General features: G+C 62.7%; 11 protein-coding genes. 10 read left to right on the top strand and 1 reads right to left on the bottom strand.

Annotated features, from left to right (window positions below; translation table 11 throughout):
- From ACYVGU_RS11285 to ACYVGU_RS11255, 7 genes are all read left to right on the top strand, one after another.
- Complete coding sequence (locus ACYVGU_RS11285; RefSeq protein WP_460622173.1) at positions 1-3,198, top strand: SusC/RagA family TonB-linked outer membrane protein; 3,198 nt, start codon at positions 1-3, stop codon at positions 3,196-3,198.
- 68 nt (positions 3,199-3,266) lie between these two features.
- The gene (locus ACYVGU_RS11280; RefSeq protein ID WP_460622172.1) at positions 3,267-4,718 is read left to right on the top strand and encodes a RagB/SusD family nutrient uptake outer membrane protein; all 1,452 of its coding nucleotides are present in this window, start codon (positions 3,267-3,269) and stop codon (positions 4,716-4,718) included.
- Between the two features lie 167 nt (positions 4,719-4,885).
- Positions 4,886-6,154, top strand: coding sequence for a sugar MFS transporter (locus ACYVGU_RS11275; protein WP_460622171.1), 1,269 nt, complete (start codon positions 4,886-4,888; stop codon positions 6,152-6,154).
- Positions 6,155-6,270: 116 nt separating this feature from the next.
- Positions 6,271-7,704 carry a glycoside hydrolase family 30 protein gene (locus tag ACYVGU_RS11270; RefSeq protein WP_460622170.1) on the top strand — a complete coding sequence of 478 codons (1,434 nt, stop codon included), beginning with the start codon at positions 6,271-6,273 and terminating at the stop codon, positions 7,702-7,704.
- 55 nt (positions 7,705-7,759) lie between these two features.
- On the top strand, positions 7,760-9,226 hold the full coding sequence (locus ACYVGU_RS11265; RefSeq protein WP_460622169.1) for a glycoside hydrolase family 30 protein: 1,467 nt from the start codon (positions 7,760-7,762) through the stop codon (positions 9,224-9,226).
- Between the two features lie 165 nt (positions 9,227-9,391).
- On the top strand, positions 9,392-11,557 hold the full coding sequence (locus ACYVGU_RS11260; protein ID WP_460622168.1) for an RICIN domain-containing protein: 2,166 nt from the start codon (positions 9,392-9,394) through the stop codon (positions 11,555-11,557).
- A 106-nt stretch (positions 11,558-11,663) separates the two neighbouring features.
- On the top strand, positions 11,664-13,145 hold the full coding sequence (locus ACYVGU_RS11255; protein ID WP_460622167.1) for a glycoside hydrolase family 30 protein: 1,482 nt from the start codon (positions 11,664-11,666) through the stop codon (positions 13,143-13,145).
- 191 nt (positions 13,146-13,336) lie between these two features.
- On the opposite strand, the gene ACYVGU_RS11250 is transcribed toward ACYVGU_RS11255, so the two are convergent.
- Positions 13,337-15,091 carry a sensor histidine kinase gene (locus ACYVGU_RS11250; RefSeq protein ID WP_460622166.1) on the bottom strand — a complete coding sequence of 585 codons (1,755 nt, stop codon included), beginning with the start codon at positions 15,089-15,091 and terminating at the stop codon, positions 13,337-13,339.
- A 580-nt stretch (positions 15,092-15,671) separates the two neighbouring features.
- Between ACYVGU_RS11250 and ACYVGU_RS11245 the strand changes: the two genes are divergently transcribed.
- From ACYVGU_RS11245 to ACYVGU_RS11235, 3 genes are all read left to right on the top strand, one after another.
- Complete coding sequence (locus tag ACYVGU_RS11245; protein ID WP_460622165.1) at positions 15,672-16,628, top strand: bestrophin family protein; 957 nt, start codon at positions 15,672-15,674, stop codon at positions 16,626-16,628.
- Between the two features lie 555 nt (positions 16,629-17,183).
- Positions 17,184-17,861 carry a porin family protein gene (locus ACYVGU_RS11240; RefSeq protein ID WP_460622164.1) on the top strand — a complete coding sequence of 226 codons (678 nt, stop codon included), beginning with the start codon at positions 17,184-17,186 and terminating at the stop codon, positions 17,859-17,861.
- Between the two features lie 258 nt (positions 17,862-18,119).
- Positions 18,120-18,602: a hypothetical protein gene (locus ACYVGU_RS11235; protein ID WP_460622163.1), complete on the top strand. Its 483-nt coding sequence runs from the start codon at positions 18,120-18,122 to the stop codon at positions 18,600-18,602.
- Positions 18,603-18,881 lie beyond the last annotated feature (279 nt).

Below are 18,881 nucleotides of genomic sequence, written 5' to 3'. Positions count from 1 at the left end.
ATGCCTTTCTCTCTACTCTTGCCTCCCGGCTCCCGGCTTCGCACCCGGCAATGGCTGACCCCGGCCGTAGGAGGCGCCCTGCTGTTTCACTTTGCGGCGGCGCCCGTCGCCCAGGCCGCCCCGGTCCCCGGACGCAGCGCGGCGGACAACGCCGCCGCCCGCCGGGTAAACAGCCCCGTAACCGGGCGCATTGTTGATGCGAAAGGCGAAGCCCTGCCCGGGGTAACGGTTCTGCTCGAGGGCACCACCCTGGGCTCCGCCACCGATGCCGCGGGGGGATTTACCATCTCTAATGTGCCGGCCGGCTCCTACAACCTGGTGGTGTCCTCGGTGGGCTTTCTGACCACCCGCCTGCCTATCACCGTCGTGGACGGCCAGCCTACCCAGGTAAACACCCTGACGCTGGCGGAAAACACCCAGGCCCTGCAAGAGGTCGTGGTCGTGGGCTACGGCACCCAGAGCCGGCAGGAGCTGACCACCTCGGTGGCGTCGGTCAGCGCCAAGGACCTGGAGCGGCAGCCCGTAGCGGGCTTTGACCAGGCGTTGCAGGGCCAGGCTCCCGGCGTGCAGGTCATCAGCCCCTCCGGCGCGCCCGGCGCGGGCATCAACGTGCGCATCCGGGGCAACAGCTCCATCAGCTTGACCGGCTCCCCCCTGTACGTAATTGACGGGGTGCCCATCCTGCCCACCTACGAGCAGGAGCTGGCCGTGGGCGGGCAGCGCCCCAACCCCCTGAACGCCCTCAACCCCAATGATATTGAAAGCATAGACGTGCTCAAGGACGGGGCGGCCGCGGCCATCTACGGCCTGCGCGCTTCCAACGGGGTAGTCGTAATTACCACTAAAAAAGGCAAGGTAGGCAAGCCTCAGGTGGGTTTGAACGTGTACTACGGCCAGCAGCAGCTGCGCAAAAAGCTGGACGTGCTGGACTCCCGCCAGTTTGCCGAGTACTACAACGAGGCCCTGACCAACGCGGGCCAGGCCCCGGCCTTTTCCGACCTGAGCAACCTGCCGGCAGCCACCGACTGGCAGGATGAAATCTACCGCCCGGCCGGTATCCAGAGCTACCAGCTCAACATCAGCGGGGCCACCGACCAGACCCGCTACTACGTATCCGGGGGCTACTTCAAGCAGGAAGGCATCAGCCTGAACTCGGGCTTTGACCGCTACAACTTCAAGGTTAACCTGGACCAGAAGCTGGGGCAGCGCTTCCGCATGGGCACCAACCTGAACCTGAGCCGCACCTTCACCAATGGCTCGGTGCGCTCGGAGCTGGGCATCGGCAACTCGGGCACCGTGCTCGGGGCCCTGGCCCAGATTCCAACCATTCCCGTGCGCACGGCCGATGGCCGCTACGGGGTCAACCCCTTCCAGGCCTTTGACAACCCGGTAGGCAACCTGCTGGAGACCAGCAACAAGGCTATTATTTACCAGGCTATCGGCAATGCCTACGGGGAGCTCGACCTGCTGAAGAACCTGACGTTGCGCAGCTCCCTGGGTTTGGACTTCCGCACCCAGAACGAAAACCAGTTTATCACCCGCGACTACCCCGGCACCTCCAACGCCGACCCGGCCACCCGGGGCAGCGGGGCCACCTCCCTCAACCAGCAGGTAATCTGGCTGCTGGAAAACACCCTGACGTATAACCCCAACCTGGGGGACCGCCACAACCTGACCTTGCTGGCGGGCCAGTCCGTGCAGGAGTCCGACCGCATCACCTCCTCGGCCAGCGGGCAGGGCTACCCTTCCAACTCGGTTCCTTACCTGTCGGCCGTTTCCCAGTTTAACAAGCCCAGCAGCTACCAGGACCAGTGGGGTTTGATGAGCTACTTCGGCCGGGCCATCTATAACTTTGATGAGCGCTACCTGGCCACGCTGAGCGTGCGGGCTGACGGCAGCAGCAAGTTCAAGGAAGGCAACAAATTTGGCTACTTCCCGGCGTTGGGTTTGGGCTGGCGCATCTCCAAGGAAGCGTTCTTCCCCCAGACTACGCTGGTCTCCGACCTTAAGCTGCGCGGCAGCGTGGGCGCCACGGGCAACCAGGAGTTTTACACCTACCAGCGCTTCTCGCGCTACGGCACGGGCTTTAACTACCAGAACGGAGGCAGTATCCTCGGGGGCATTGCCCCCACCAACATCGGCAACAACGACGTGCAGTGGGAGACCACCTACCAGTACGACGCCGGCGTGGACCTGGGATTGCTCGACAACCGCCTGACCATTACCCTGGACGCCTACCTGAAGCGCACCCAGGATTTGCTGACCAACGTGAGCATTCCCCTGAGCACCGGGGCCCAGGATCTGAGCATCATCCAGAACGTGGGCAAGGTAGAAAACAAGGGCTTTGAGTTCGGCTTGACCTCCACCAATGTGGCCGGGGAAAACGGGGCCTTTGCCTGGACGACGAACCTGAACTTTACCCTCAACCGCAACAAGGTGCTGGACCTGGGCACCATCCGCAACGACCAGGGCCAGGAGGAAAACCGCCGCCTGCCCAGCGGCAACGGCTTTACGCTGGTGGGCGAGCCCCTGGGCGTGTTCTACGGCTACCAGGTGCAGGGCATCTTCCAGAGCCAGGACGAGATCAGCGGGGCCGCCAAGCAGGACAATGCTTCCCCCGGCGACATCCGCTTCCGCGACCTGAACAACGACGGGCTGATCAACGACAAGGACCGCACCATCATCGGCAACCCCAATCCCAGGGCCATTGCCGGCGTGACCAACACCTTCTCATTTAAGGGTCTGGAGTTGAGCGCCTTTTTCCAGGGCTCCTTCGGCAACGATATCTACAACCAGAACCGGGAAACCCTGGAGGGCATGGCCGATCCGCTGAACCAAAGCACCCGCGTGCTGGACCGGTGGACGCCCACGAGCACCAACACTACGGTTCCCCGGGCCGTGCGCAACGACCCCAACAACAACCGCCGCATGTCCGACCGCTTTATCGAGGACGGATCGTACGTGCGCCTGAAAAACCTGACGCTGGCCTACAGTCTGCCCACTGCCCTTACCCGCAAGGCAGCCATCAGCAACCTGCGCCTGTACGTGACGGGCCAGAACCTGATTACCTGGACGGACTACTCGGGCTACGACCCCGAGGTAAGTTCGGACCCCCAATCCAACACGGGCTTCGGCCGGGATTACGGGGTGTACCCGCAGTCGCGCACCTACACGGTGGGTCTGAACGCGACGTTTTAACCCCCGGCACCCCTAGCGCCGCGGGCGCGGGCCCGCCCGGATTCTTTTCAGCTTTCTCTTAATTCCCCATGAAAAAGATATTTATCCCCGTTTTCGCCCTGACTTTGCTGGCCTCGGGCTGCGATGTGCTGGACAAAAACCCTTTGCCCAGCATTTCTCCCGAAAACTTCTTTAAGTCTGCCGATGACGCGGAGGCCGGCCTGACCGCGGCCTACGATGCCCTGCAGGGCGCCGGCCTTTACGGCCAGGACATGATCGTGGTGGGCGAGATGCCTTCCGACAACGTGACCAGCGCCAACGGCGACGTGGCCGCCCTGGAAAACATCACCTGGAACTCGACCACCGGCCAGGTAAACAGCATTTACCGGGACTCCTACATCGGGATCAACCGCGCCAATGCCATTCTGAAGTACGTGCCGGGTATTGGCATGACCGAGGCGCGTAAAAATCAGATCCTGGGGGAGGCGCGCTTTCTGCGGGCCCTGCACTTCTTTAACCTGGTGAAATTGTACGGGGGCGTGCCCCTGCGCCTGGAGCCCACGGAAACCGGCACCCCGGAAGTGCTGAACCTGCCCCGCGCTACCCCGGACCAGGTATACGCCCGGATAATCGAGGACCTGACGGCGGCCGAACCCCTGGTAGCCGCCAACAACCCCACCCGCATCAACCAGAATGCGGTTAATGCCCTGCTGACCCGGGTGCACCTCACCCAGCGCCAGTGGCCCCAGGCCCAGGCGGCCGCCGCCAAGGTGCTGGGCAGTGCCACGCTCGCGTCCAGCTTCAAGTCCCTGTTTCCGGCGGATAATAAATCGGAGTCTTTGTTTGAAGTGCAGTTTGCCGGCAACGCCGACGGGGGCAACATCCTGCCCGACCTGCTGCTGCCCTCACCTCCGGCTACCTACTCCTTTCCGAAATTCAGCATCCCCACCGCGGAGCTGATTCAGTTTGCGGACACGGTTAATGACGCGCGCTGGAAGTTTCAGGGCCTCACCAACGCCGGCCGCGACCACGGCAGCTACGTGGACGGCGGCCGGGGCACGGGCAACGACGACGGGCCTTTTGTGTACAAGTGGCCCGGCAACCCGAACGGCTTTAACTCCCCCGACAACACCTACGTGCTGCGCCTGGGCGACGTGGTGCTCATGTACGCCGAAGCGGCCAACGAGCAAAGCGGCCCTACCGCTGACGTGCTAACCAAACTGAACCTGATCCGCCAGCGCGCGGGCCTAGCGGCCCTGACTACGGCTTCTCCGGAGGCGGCCTCCAAGCAGACCATGCGGCAGGAGATTGACCGGCAGCGCCGCCTGGAGCTGGCCTTTGAGGGCGAGCGGTGGTTTGACTTGCTGCGCTACGCCCGGCACGAGCAGGCAGACCCCTCGGCGGATCACGCCGTTACGGCCCTGGACCTGATCAAGCAGCAGCGCAAGTCGGCCACGGCGGACCCAAACTACCTGCTGTTTCCCATTCCCCTGGGCGAGCTGAACACTAACCCAAACGTGCAGCAGAACCCTGGCTATTAAGCTTTTTCGGTTGCCAAGGTGCCCATGCTTACCGTGGGTGGCCTGAGCCCGATACCCTCGGGCCGGCTCGCGAAAGGGGCGCGGCCGGCTCCGAGGTTTTTACTAGGTTGCTGAAGGGCTTTGACCGGCTCCACCAACCCCATCCCCAACCCCTGTTACGCCCTCCCATGGCTGCTCCTATTTCTTCCCTCCCCCAGGCCACCGCGGCGCCCACGTCAGCGGGCGGCGAAACACCCCGCTACACCTCCGCGCTGGCTTCCCTGACGGTGCTGTTCTTTATGATGGGCTTTATCACCTGTCTGAATGACATTCTGATTCCCTACCTCAAGGCCATCTTTCAGCTGAGCTATACCCAGGCCAACCTGATCAACCTTTGTTTTTTCGGGGCCTACTTCGTGATGGGCATCCCGGCCGGCAAGCTTGTACAGCGCATTGGCTACAAGGGCGGCATGCTGGCGGGCTTTCTGATTGCGGCCCTGGGCGCCTTTCTGTTCTATCCCGCGGCGGACAGCCGCAGCTACGGCCTGTTTCTGGGGGCTTTGTTTGTGCTGGCCACGGGTGTCGTGCTGCTGCAGGTGGCCGGTAACCCCTACGTAGCGATCCTGGGCCGGCCGGAATCGGCCCCGGCCCGCCTGACGCTTACCCAGGCCTTTAACTCCCTGGGCACCACCGTGGCGCCCCTGTTGGGCTCCGCTCTGATTTTGTCTAATCTGCCCGACCTGGATACGGCCGCTTCCGCGGCGGCAATTGATGTAAAGGCCGTGCAGATTCCCTACCTGTGCATTGGCGCGGTGCTGATCGTGATCAGTGTCCTGCTGGGGATGCTCAAGCTGCCCACTATTGCCCACGCCCACAGCGAAGCGGATGCCTCCCGCCGGGCCTACCACTACCGGCATCTTATCTTCGGCGTGATCGGCATTTTTGCCTACGTGGGAGGGGAAGTGGCCATTGGCTCGCACATTGTCTCCTACCTGCACCTGCCCGACGTGATGAGTCTCACCCCCAAGGTGGCCGGTGATAAAGTTGCCTACTACTGGGGCGGAGCCATGGTGGGCCGCTTTCTGGGGGCCTATCTGCTGGGCAAGTTCAACCCCGGGCGCCTGCTGGCCTTCAATGCCGTCGGGGCCGTGGTGCTGGTGCTGATTTCGGTGTTGACCACGGGCCCGGTGGCCATGTGGAGTTTGCTGGCCGTGGGGCTGATGAACTCCATCATGTTTGCCACCATCTTCACGCTGGCCGTGGCCGGCCTCGGGCGCCACACGGAGGAAGCCTCCGGGTTGCTGAACGTGGGCATCGTGGGCGGCGCCATTATTCCCCTGCTGTTTGGCCTGGTGGCCGACGCCAGCTCCCTGCGCTGGGCCTTTGTGCTGCCCGTGCTCTGCTACGTCTACATCATGTGGTACGGCCTGAAAGGCCACAAACCCACGACGGTATAACAACTCTTTACGCCGGGTTACTAACTAACGCGGCGTAATGCCTTTCTCTTAGTTCCCGCTGGCTGGTTGCCGGTTTTGCTTCTGCCCATCCGGCGGGCCACGCTCTTTTTTTCGCTATGTTTTCACTTTCTCAAACTACGCTTTCCCTGGGTTTGCTTCTTGCCCTGGGGCTAGGGTCCGGCTGCCAACGCCTTCCCCAGGCCGGTGACGCGACCGCCGGGCAGGCCCCGGCCTTCTGGCTGACCACGCCCGATAAGTCTTCCCTGTTTCAGGCCCAGCCGGCTCCCGCCTGGACGACTACCCCCGTTGCGGCCGGCAACCCGGTAATTGAGGTGAACGAGCAGCAGACCTTCCAAACCATCGATGGCTTTGGCTATTGCCTGACCGGCGGCAGTGCCGAGCTGCTCCACCGCATGGGCGCTCCGGAGCGGAAGGCCCTGCTGCGCGAGTTGTTTGCTACTGATGGTACCAACATTGGGGTCAGCTACTTGCGCCTGAGCATCGGGGCCTCGGATTTGGACGCCACCGTATTTAGCTACGATGACCTGCCGGCCGGGCAGACTGACCCCACCCTGGCCAAGTTCAGCTTAGCCCCGGATAAGGCCCACCTGATTCCGGTGCTGAAGGAAATTCTGGCTATCAATCCCGCCATCAAAATCCTGGGCTCCCCCTGGTCTCCACCCACCTGGATGAAAACCAATGGCAGCTCCAAGGGCGGCTCGCTTAAGCCCGAGTTCTACGATGCCTACGCCCGCTACTTTGTCAAGTACATCCAGGGCATGCAAGCCGAGGGGGTACGCATCGATGCCATTACCATCCAAAACGAGCCCCTGCACCCGGGCAACAACCCCAGTTTGCTCATGCTGGCTGAGCAGCAGGCGGAGTTTATCAAAAAGCACTTGGGGCCGTTGTTTGCCGCGGAGAAGATCAAGACGAAAATCATTGTGTATGATCACAACGCCGATCGTCCTGACTACCCCCTGACCATTCTCAACGACCCAGAAGCCAAAAAGTACGTGGATGGCTCGGCCTTCCACCTCTACGCCGGCCCCATCGAGGCCTTAAGTAAAGTGCACGACGCCCACCCTGACAAGCACGTCTATTTTACGGAGCAGTGGGTGGGCTCGAAAAGCGCTTTTGCCGAAAACCTGCCCTGGCACGTGCGCACCCTACTCATCGGGGCCACCCGCAACTGGGCCCGCACGGTACTGGAGTGGAACCTGGCCGCCGACCCCCAGCAGAACCCGCACACGCCCGGCGGCTGCACCGAGTGCCGCGGGGCCCTGACCCTGGACGGCAACACCGTGACCCGCGAGGATGCCTACTACATCGTGGCCCACGCCAGCAAGTTTGTGCGCCCGGGCTCGGTGCGCATCGGCTCCACGAGCTCGGAGCAACTGCCCAACGTGGCTTTTAAAACCCCCACCGGCCAGAAGGTAGTGATTGTGCAAAACAACACGGCCACCACCCAGCCGTTCACCATCCGTTATCAGGGCAACACCCTGAATAGCTCGCTGGTAGCCGGCGCGGCCGGCACCTACGTGTGGTAGCCTGACGGCGCCCTCCTCATCCCCGATCCTTTCTGGTCTGGCACCGGAACAAGCTATGAAAAAAAATATCTTACTACGATACCTGCTCAGTGCGATGGTGCTGAGCGGAGGTTTGGTTAGCTGCGGGGGCAGCGACTCCCCGACGCCCGTCACGCCCCCCACCCCGGTGCCCCCCGTCCCGCCGCCCTCCACGCCTTCGCAGGTGGCGTTATGGATGACTTTACCCGACAAATCGGCCCTGTTTCAAAAAAACACGCTGCCCCTGAACTTTCAGGCTCCCTCGGGCCAGCGAACTACCATTACAGTGGATACCACGCAAATCTTCCAGACCATTGATGGCTTTGGCTATACGCTCACCGGGGGCAGCGCCACCCTGCTCCACCAGCTGACGGCTCCTGCCCGGGCGGCCGTGCTCCAGGAGCTGTTTGCTACCGACAACAATGCCATCGGGGTCAGCTACCTGCGCCTGAGCATCGGGGCTTCGGACTTAAGTGCCCGGGAATTTACCTACGACGATGTGCCCGCCGGGCAGACCGACCCCACCCTGGCCAAGTTCAGCCTGGAGCCGGAGAAGGCCGACCTGCTTCCCGTGCTGAAGGAAATCCTGGCCATCAACCCCCAGATCAAACTCCTGGGCTCGCCCTGGACGGCCCCCGCCTGGATGAAAACCAACGGCAGCCTGAAGGGCGGCTCGCTTAAACCGGAGTATTACGGGGTCTATGCCCAGTACTTGGTGAAGTACCTGCGGGGCATGCAGGCCGAGGGCATTACCCTCGACGCCCTAACCCTGCAAAACGAGCCCCTGAACGCCGACAACAACCCCAGCATGGTCATGACCTCGGCCGAGCAGGCCGTGTTCATCAAGGAGCACGTGGGGCCGGCCCTGCGGGCCGCGGGCCTGAGTACCAAGATTATCCTCTACGACCACAACGCCGACCGCACGGATTACCCCCTGAGTATTCTGGCCGACGCCGAGGTACGCCAGTACGTGGACGGATCGGCCTTCCACCTCTACGCCGGCTCCATTGGCTCCCTAACCGGGGTGCATAATGCCTACCCCGACAAGCACGTGTACTTCACGGAGCAGTGGGTAGGCGGCCCGGGAAATTTTGCGGGCGACTTCGGCTGGCACATTTCCAATTTAGTTATCGGGGCCACCCGCAACTGGAGCCGCAACGTGCTGGAGTGGAACCTGGCCGCCGATCCCAGCTACGGGCCCCACACCACCGGCGGCTGCAGCACCTGCCTGGGGGCCTTAACCATCAGCGGGCAGACGGTAACCCGAAACACGGCTTTCTACACCATTGCCCACGCCAGCAAGTTTGTGCGCCCGGGCTCGGTGCGGATTGCCTCCAACGAGCCGGGCGGCCTGCCCAACGTGGGCTTTAAATCCCCCAGCGGGCAGAAAGTGCTGATCGTCCAGAACACCACCGGCGCCAGCCAATCCTTCGACATCCAGTACCGGGGCAAGGCGGCTACTTCCACCCTGCCCGCGGGAGCCGTCGGCACCTACGTCTGGTAGGCCGATTTCGGCGGGCCTATCCCCATCCTGATAAATTCATTTTCCTGCTTTCGCTTACTGCCCATCCCCGCTTACCGCCGCTCTGCTGCCTGCCCACACCTGTTCTCTACGCTGCTTTTCCGCCCCTTGACCGGGGAAATTTCCACAACCTAACCCACTACGCGTATGAACAACAGTACCAGATCCTGGCGCCGACTGCTTGTGACGAGCCTGGCCTGCACCCCGGGAGTGCTGGCGGCCCAGTCCGTGAGCTCCTGGATGACCACCGGTGATCGCAGCAGGCTGCTGCAGCCCCAAACGGTGGTAAGCTTCGGGGCCAACTCGGGCTCGGCATCTACCATTACGGTCAATGAGAGCACCACCTACCAGAGCATCGACGGCTTTGGGGCTTCGATGACGGGCTCCTCGGCCTACGTGCTGAACCGGAATATGTCGGCCACGCAGCGGGATGCGCTGCTCAACGACCTGTTTACGGGCAGCGGCATTCGGTTAACCTTTTTGCGCCACACCATGGGCGGCTCCGACTTCTCGCCCCAGGGGGACTACACCTATAACGACCGCCCCGCCGGCCAGACCGACCCTAACCTGGTTAACTTCAGCCTAGCCCAGGACCGGGAAGACGTGATTCCGATGCTGAAAGCCGCCCGGGCCAAAAATGGCGCCATCAAGCTGATGGGCTCCCCGTGGTCGGCGCCGGCCTGGATGAAGGAAACCGGTAACCTGCGCGGTGGGGGCTGGCTGAACGTGGCCTGGTACCAAGCGTACGCCAATTATTTCGTGAAATACGTGCAGGCCTTCGCCGCTGAAGGCTTGCCGGTGTACGCCGTTACGCTGCAAAACGAGCCCCTCTACGCCGCGCCCTACATGGCCATGCGCATGGACCCGGGCAACCAGGCGGCTTTCCTTAAAAATAACATCGGGCCGGCTTTCCGCAACGCGGGCATCAACACCAAGCTGATTGTCTACGACCACAATTGGGACCGGCCGGACTACCCCCTGGACGTCTTCGCGGACCCGGCGGCGGCCCAGTATGCCGCTGGCTCGGCCTTCCACGGCTACTCCGATATTCAGGGTATTCCCAACATGAGTACCGTCCACAATGCGTATCCCAACAAGGATATCTGGTTTACGGAAGCTACTGGCTCAGTTAACGGCAACTTCGCCGACGACTTGCGTTGGCACGTGGGCAACTTCATCATCGGCAACACCCGCAACTGGGCCAAGAGCGTGCTGATCTGGAACCTAGCCCTCAACCCGAACAACGGCCCCACCAACGGGGGCTGCCTGGATTGCCGCGGGGTGGTGACCATAAATAACGGCAACGTGACGCGCAACCCCGAGTACTACGCCCTGGGCCACGCCAGCAAGTTTGTAGACCCGGGGGCCGTGCGCATCGACTCCAATTTCCCGACCGGCCTCAGCAACGTGGCCTTCCGCAACCCCGACGGCTCCAAGGTGCTGATTGTCCTGAACACCAGCAATTCCCAAAGCACCTTTAAGGTAGTGTGGAACAACCAAGCGTTTACCTACACCCTGCCCGCCGGGGCCGTGGCGACCTACAAGTGGAGCGGCGGCGCAGTGCCACCCGCTTCGGGCAGCCCGCAGATTGGCCGTATTTACCAGATCAGCTCCAAGAACGGGGGTAAAACCCTCGAAGTCTCCGCCAACTCGACGGCGAATGGGGGCCGGGTGCAGCAGTGGGGCTGGGCTGGCACCGCCAGCCAGAAGTGGAAGCTGGTGGACGCGGGCAGCCCCTACGTGCGCATCGTGAATTTGAACAGCAACAAGTCGCTGGATATCGCGGGTCCTTCCACTGCCGATGGGGCCCTGATTCACCAGTGGGACTGGGCAAGCGCGGACAACCAATATTGGCAGATTCTGGCCAATGGGGACGGCACTTACCGAATTATAAACAAGTACAGTGGCAAAGCCCTGGACGTGCAAAACAACTCTACCGCCGATGGGGCTGCCATCCAGCAGTGGACCTACGGCGGAGGTGACAACCAACGCTGGTGGTTTAGTGACCAGGGCACGGCTAGCCGGGTGCTCAGCACCAGCACCGCTGTTGCGCCAGCCGAAACGCTGCAGGTATATCCAAGCCCGGCGGCCACTACCTTAACCTTTGCCTATTCGGCCGTTAACGCCCAAAAGGTCACGGTGCAGCTGATTGATCTGCTGGGTAAAACCGTGCTTACCCGTCCCCAACAAGCCATGCAAGCCGGCGCTAACCAGTTAGAGCTGGACGTGGCCGCCCTGCCCGATGGGGTGTATATGCTGCGCCTGCTAACTCCTCAGGGGCAGGTTCAGCAACGCCTGACTATCCGGCATTAAGTTTTGCCTTTCAACTACTGTCTGTCGGCACCGCTCCGGCAGACAGTAGTTGCGAGGAAGCCTCGCAACCACATTGTTTACCATGTTCCGCAAACTTCTTTCTTGTATGCTGCTGTCTGCTGTCACTATCCCGAGTGGGGCAGCGCAGAAAAAAGCATCTTCTCCATCTTCCACATCGCAGCGAGCGGCGTCGGTGGCTACGCCGAAGTACTCAGCGGCCGGCCGGCAGGTGCAGGTCTACACCACCGCCGAGAACACCCCGCTGCGCCTGGCGGCCGCCCCCCAGCAGCTTGCCTTCCAGGCCCAGGCCCAGCCGCTGGAAACCCAGCCCACCGTGTTTGTGGATCCCACCCACGCCTTTCAGACCCTGCTCGGCATCGGCGGGGCCCTGACCGATGCCGCCGCCGAAACGTTTGCCCGCCTGCCCAAGGCCCAGCAGCAGGAGTTGCTGCAGGCCTACTACAGCCCCAGCCAGGGCATCGGCTACACGCTGGCGCGCACCTCCATCCACAGCACCGACTTCTCCTCCGCCCCCTACACCTACGTGGCCGAGGGCGACAAAGAGCTCACGTCCTTCAGCGTGAAGCACGACGAGCAGTACCGCATTCCGTTCATTAAACAGGCGATGGCCGCGGCCGGCGGTAAGCTCACGCTGTACGTGAGCCCGTGGAGCCCCCCGGCCTGGATGAAGGACTCGAACAGCATGCTGCAGGGCGGGCAGCTCTTGCCCGAGTTTCGCCAGAGTTGGGCCAACTACTTTGTTAAGTTTATTCGGGCCTACGAAAAGGCGGGCATCCCCATCTGGGGCCTGACGGTGCAAAACGAGCCCATGGCCAAGCAGAAGTGGGAGTCCTGCCTGTTTACGGCCGAGCAGGAGCGTGACTTTGTCAAGGGCTACCTCGGCCCGACCCTCAAGAAAGCCGGCCTGGGCGAGCGCAAGCTCATCGGCTGGGACCACAACCGCGACCTGCTGTTCCAGCGGGCCGCGACCCTCTTCGATGACCCGGAGGCCAGCCAGTACTTCTGGGGCCTGGGCTACCACTGGTACGAGACGTGGACCGGCTCGGGCATGCAGTTTGAGAACGTGCGCCGCGTGCACGAAACCTACCCCGATAAGCACCTGATTTTCACCGAAGGCTGCGTGGAAAAGTTTGCCTACAGTGGCATTGGCGATTGGCGCCTGGGCGAGCAATACGCGTATTCGATGCTGAACGACTTCAATGCCGGCACCGAGGCCTGGACCGACTGGAACGTGCTGCTGGACGAGACCGGCGGCCCCAACCACGTGGGCAACTTCTGCTACGCGCCCCTGATCGGGGACACCAAGCAGGGCCAGCTGCTCTACACCAACGCCTACTACTACATCGGCCACTTCAGCAAGTTTATCCGGCCCGGGGCCCGGCGCGTGGCCGCCACGGCCAGCCGCGACGTGCTGCAAACCACGGCCTTCCGCAACCCCGATGGCAGCGTGGCCGTGGTCGTGCTCAACACCACCGAAAAAGAGCAGCCCTTCCAGCTCTGGATCCAGGGCCAGGCCACCCCCACCACCAGCCGCCCCCACTCTATTATGACACTGCTCATCAACTAGGGGTCTTCTCAGAAAAGGAAAGAAGTACCACAAGAAGGTGACCGACCAGTAGGAACAACCCCTAATCGGGCGGCGCGCACCCCACCGCTTTTCAGTGGCGGGTCATGACAACTGTTACCAGAGACGCAGCAAAAGCCCGAAAAGTGTGGGGCTCTAGCCTCAGGATTTCATCGGGAAGGATTTGCCTTTGGTTAACTGCCCAAGGGCAACTGGTCGGGTAGGGTGACGGTAAACGTCGTGCCCACGCCCAGGGTGCTGGCTACTTCCAGGGAGCCCCCGCGCTGGTGGATCAAGCTGCGAATGATGTGCAGGCCCAGGCCCACTCCCTCCCCCTCGGGGGAAAGGCGGGTGAAGGGCTGAAACAACCGGTCCTGGTCGCGCGGCAGGTCGATGCCGCGCCCGTTATCGGTCACGGTGAGCACCACCGACCCCACCCGCCGCTGGGTTTGCACGTGCACCACCGGCGGCCGCTCCGGGGCCCGGTACTTCAGGGCGTTGTGCACCAAGTTTTTCAGAATGCTATGCAAGTAGGCCTGCGGGTAGTACAGGACGGGCGCCGCCGCAAAATCCGCGGTGAGTATTCCCTGCTGCTGGGCCAGCAGCTCCGCGACTTCGCCCCGGACCGCGGCGTACACGTCGGGCCAGGCGACCGCGTCCGACTGGGCCTCGTCCGTGCCGTACTGAATGTGCAGCACCTGCAGGAGCCCGCGAATGGTGCTCTCCAGCCGGCGTATTTCCTGCCCCACCAGGTCAATGAGGTGGTCCCGGGCGGGACCGGGCGCTTCCTCGTGGTACACCTGCAGCAGGCTGCTTAAGTTCATGGCCGGCCCCTTCAGGTCGTGGGCTACGATGTGCACAAAGGTGTCCAGCGAGGTGTTAACCGCGCGCAGGGCCTGGTTGAGGCGCTCGGCCTCGTGCAGGGTGATCGTGCGCGCCAGGGCCCGGCCGGCATAGTCGGCCACCAGCTCAAAAAATGTGCGGTAGGCCTCGTCCAGGGGGCGCCGGGCGCTGACGCCCATGATGAGCACGGCCCGGGAGCCGGGCAGCGCGTCGCCCACCGCCAAGGGCAGCAGCAGGGCCTGGGTTGGGGGCTCCGTCCCGGACCCGGCGGGCCAGTGCGCAAACCGCTCGGGCAGGGATACCACCTGCGCCCCCCGCCCCGGGGCCAGCGCGGCCGCCAGGGGCCACCCCTCGTCCGCGGCGGGGCCCGCTACGTCAACCGTGGCCGGGGCCACCGGCTCGCCGGCGGGCAGGCCAAACCAGGCGCGCAGCTGCGCCTGGGCCGCGGGCTGGTCGTGGGTGTAAAGCAGGGCGAAGGGAATGTCGGCCTGGTTGGTGGCCAGGGCGGCGATAATGTGCTGGGCGGCTTCGGCTGGCAGGGTCACCAGGGTTGTTTGCGCGTTCAGGTGGCTGAACAACGCCAAGCGCCGCTGCTGCACCACGGTGACCGTGGTTTCCAGGGCCGTGACGAAAATGCCGCCGACCCGGCCCGCCTCGTCGTAGATCGGGCTGTGGGAAAAAGTGAAGTAGGCCTCCTCAATAAACCCGCGCCGGTTGGGCAGCACCAGGCCGTTCTCGAAGTAGGTGGTCTCGCCGGCCAGCACCCGGGTGAAAATGTCGAGCAGAAAGGGCCACATCTCCCGCCACCAGGGCTCGGCCGGCTGCCCCAGGGCGCCGGGGTGCTTGTCCTGCAGGATGGCCGCGTAGCCATCGTTGTAGAAATGCACCAGCTCGGGGCCCCAGTGCACCATCATGGGAAAACGCGAGTTGAGCATAATGCTCACGGCCCCGCGCAGGCTCAGGGGCCAGCCGTGCACCGGGCCGAGCGGGGTCTGTGACCAGTCCAGCTGCCGCACCCGCTGGCCCATCTCCCCGCCCTTGGGAAAGAGGCGGGCCAGCAGGTCGGCTTCCGAAAGGGTGGCTTCTGGGGGGACGGCTGGAACCATACAAGGCAACGGGAAAGGCAGGCAGGGGGCCCGAATAGATGTGCGCCAACCGCCCGGGGCAGGAATCCGGCCTGGGCGGCTGGCTGGCGGTACTTTCGCCGGAAGTTACGGGGATGTTTGAACAATGGAACACTGCCGGGCCCAGCGAGAAAATAAACAGGGGCCCGAAACCTGCTTATCCATGCTGGCGCAGGCCCGGCGGGCGGTTTATAAACAACTGACCCGGGAGGATACGCGGGTGCACCAGTAGAACCGACCGCGGGCAGCAAGCGCTCTTAGGGCGCGCGCCCCACTAGGGTTTTGCAATACTGCCTTATTTTATATATAATGAAATCACTATTATGTTGGGAATTGCTTTTTCTCTGGCGCCTGCCTGAGATTCATTTCCAATTACAACCAGTAGCCGGAGGGTGCTGGCCCGCACCGGTCCGCCCCTGCCCGGCGGGCTTGCGGCGGCTGAACTTCCCGGCGCCGCGGTCAGGGCGGCGTAGCCTCCCTTGCAAATGCACTAGCGGGCACCTCCCAAGCCTTTCACCAAGATGGAAAAAGCATGTATGTAAAACGCTACTACAGTTTGTGGATGACACTACGGTGGTCGCGCCGATCCCTGCTGGTTGGGTTGCTCTATTCCGCCGCCATTATTGTCGTTTACGAAACCACCCGCATTCCTTTTGCCCTGCCCTGGCAGCCCATCTCGGTTATTGGCATTGCGGTGGCCTTTTTCCTGAGCTTTAAAAACAACAGCTCCTACGACCGCACCTGGGAGGCGCGAAAAATATGGGGAAAAATTATCAATGAAAGCCGCACGTTCGCGACGGCCATCCTGACCATGCCAGGGCCCGAGGTAAGCCGTGAGTGGAAGAAAGCCACCATCCATCGCCACCTGGCCTGGCTGCTGGCCCTCAAGCACACCATGCGCAGAGCCCGGACGTGGGAACACAACGAGCCTATTGCCAACCTGGTTTATACCCCCAGGTTCCGCCAGGAATGCCAGGACGGGATGGAGCCGGAAGTAGGACCCTATCTAGCGGCCGCGGAGTTGGCTCAGCTTAAAAAGTACACAAACATTCCCAGCCAGATTTTGAAAAACCAAAGCCTGGAAATCGAACGCCTGTTTAACAGCGGGCAGCTATCCGACTACAAGCACGTGCGGCTCCATACCCTCATCGGCAATCTGTATGACCTGCAGGGAATGACCGAGCGCATTAAGAATTTTCCCTTCCCCCGGCAGTATGCCTCCACCGGGCTCTGGATCATGTACATCTTCTGTGCGCTGATTCCCTTTGGGCTGCTGGACGTATTTGAACAATCCCGCTCCCTGCACTACTGGCTGACCATCCCGTTTTCCACGGTCATCATCTGGCTGTACTTTCTGGTGGACCGAATAGGCGATTACTCGGAAAACCCATTTGAGGCGGCGTATAATGACGTGCCTATCTCTTCCATCGCCCGCACGATCGAGATTGATCTGCGGGAAATGCTGGAGGAAGAAACAATTCCGGAGCCTTACCCGGTAGAGAATGGCTTTCTGCTCTAACCCCGCGGCCCCAGGGGGCCTGGCCGCTTTTGCGTTACGCCGGGTCCTTGCCCCCGGCTAACCCCTTGCTTTACCAGCGCCCAACGGTGCTCGGGGATAGGGGCAGCACCTGGTCTAATACCAGCCGCCGGCCGCAGAGCCCATCCCGTTTCACAAAGCAAAGATTTCGCCTCCCGGATACGACTAAGGAGCACTGCCCTTGGGAAGAGCTGGGCCAAAGGCCCAAACCGTGATTGGGGGGCTTAACCGGCCCATGCTCCAGGCGGGCAGCGGTTGTTTGCGGGCGGAAAAGCAGTCGCCCCGGAACCAGCCCTGACAAGCCGGATTAGATGTCTGATTATACGCAGGCATCTACTTGAACGCAAACGCATTATGGAGCTACTACGGCCTGCTTCGGCGTCGGTTCTTACGCTTTGTTGGTTTGCGTTCCCGGCAGCAGGGCCGCACCTTTCCTGAGGTAATGCCGACGGGAGGGTAACCACCAGAAAACAACTGCTGTCCCTATTCCCCCGGCTAGCCTCCTTTCACTTCCTCTGCTATTCTTCCTCCCCTGTCATGCGCTTCGCCCCGGCGTGCCTGCTGCTCCTGCCCCTGCCCCTGCTGGCCCAGACGTCTTCCCCGAGCTCCTCCCCGCCCCCTCAGCGGTATTATGTGGGTTTGGATGCCAGCTACCAAGCGGCCCGCACGGGCTTTGGGTGGCAGGGCCAGGGCCTGGCGCCGACGCTGGTAGCGGGGCGGTGGCTGAAGCCCCGCCTGGCATTGCAGCTGGGCCTGACCCCGTCCCAGCACCGCTACGAAAACCACTCGGAATGGGTCGACAACTCCACCTATGACCGGCCCTTCCCCATTTACGCCCGCTACCACACCCGGCTGCGCACGCTCGCCTTGCCCCTGCTCGTGCGCTATGAGCTGCGGGGTCGCCCGGAGCGCCGGCTGCAGGTGCACGCCCTGGGTGGGTTTACCCTGCAGGCCAGCCACCAGCTTAATCAGACGCAGTATGCAGACAGTACCCGCACGGTGTATAAATCCGAGGCGCAGCAGTACACGGGCTTTACGGTTCTGCTTACCGCGGGCCCGGGCCTGCGCTACCGCCTCGGACCACAGGTAGAGCTCACGGCCGATGCCCAGGTACACGTGCCCCTGTCCCTGCTGCCGTGGTATGGGGTCTTCGGTATGTTTGGGACGAGCAGCACGCTGGCCCTGGGCGCCCGCTATACCCTGCCCGCGCGCTAGGCCCCCTCAAGGCAGACGATCCTGTTCACGCCGCCAGCTTACTTTTTATGCCTGTCACCTGGTTCCGCCTTTTCTTTTTGCGGGCTACCCCCTTTCTTTCACATGCTGACGTTTATGCGCCCGGCTTTCCCGTCCCGAATCCTTTACCAGGTAGCTGCTGGCCTCGGCCTGGCGTTGCTCGGGCTGCTGGTGCCCCACGCCGGAATGGCGGGGGCAAACCCGCCCCCGGCCGATACTATCCCGGCCGCCACCCGCGGCGTGGTCAAACTCGGGGTGCGCTACGGCGTGGTCCTGACTGGCGCGCTGGTGCCCCACCTGCGCTACGAATGGCAGCTAAGGCCCGCGTGGAGCCTGCAGGTAGGCTCCGGCTACGGAGGCACTTCCTCCACCCTGGGCTATTACCGGCAGCGGCGCACCACCTTCTGGACCACCGAGGTCAGCGCCATGCATTATCTGGGCCGGCCCCAGCCCCAGCCCCTGAGCGGGTGGTTTGCCGGCGGGGGTGTGGGCACAGTATATCGCACGGTCCGGGAGCGCAACACGAGCACCGCGGCGGAAGAAACCGGTTCGGTCTGGGGCTTGGAGGCACGCGCGCTGTTCGGGGGGCAGGCGGCGCTAAGCCGGCGCGTAACGCTGCAAGCGTATCTGGCCATCACGTCGACCTATTTGCTGGCGTCCTATGACACGAGTTCGCTGCTGCTAAGCCGGGAACTCGGCGCGTCGCTGGGCTTTCGCCTGTAAAAGCGAGAAATGGCCGGGGTAGCGTAGCTCAAAGCATTCAGCGGCAGGCAACGTGGGTGACAGCTCGACCGCTGGGCGGAAGGGGCGTACGGCTGCATTCCTACCCTCACTCTGCGCAGCCAAGGGGGAGATCGGATGGCAACCAAGAAAGTAGGCAGAACACCTAGGCCGGGAGGCAGGGGGGCGGCGCTACCGCAGAGCGGAGCACCTTACTCGCTGTGCGCCAAATTAGAGGCCTTTGATCAGCAGGCCTTTCACCAGGGAATAAAGGCCTGCTAT

Source organism: Hymenobacter tenuis (assembly GCF_054780495.1).
Note: the sequence above shows the minus strand (reverse complement) of the source record. Positions and strands in the feature narration are given on the sequence as shown.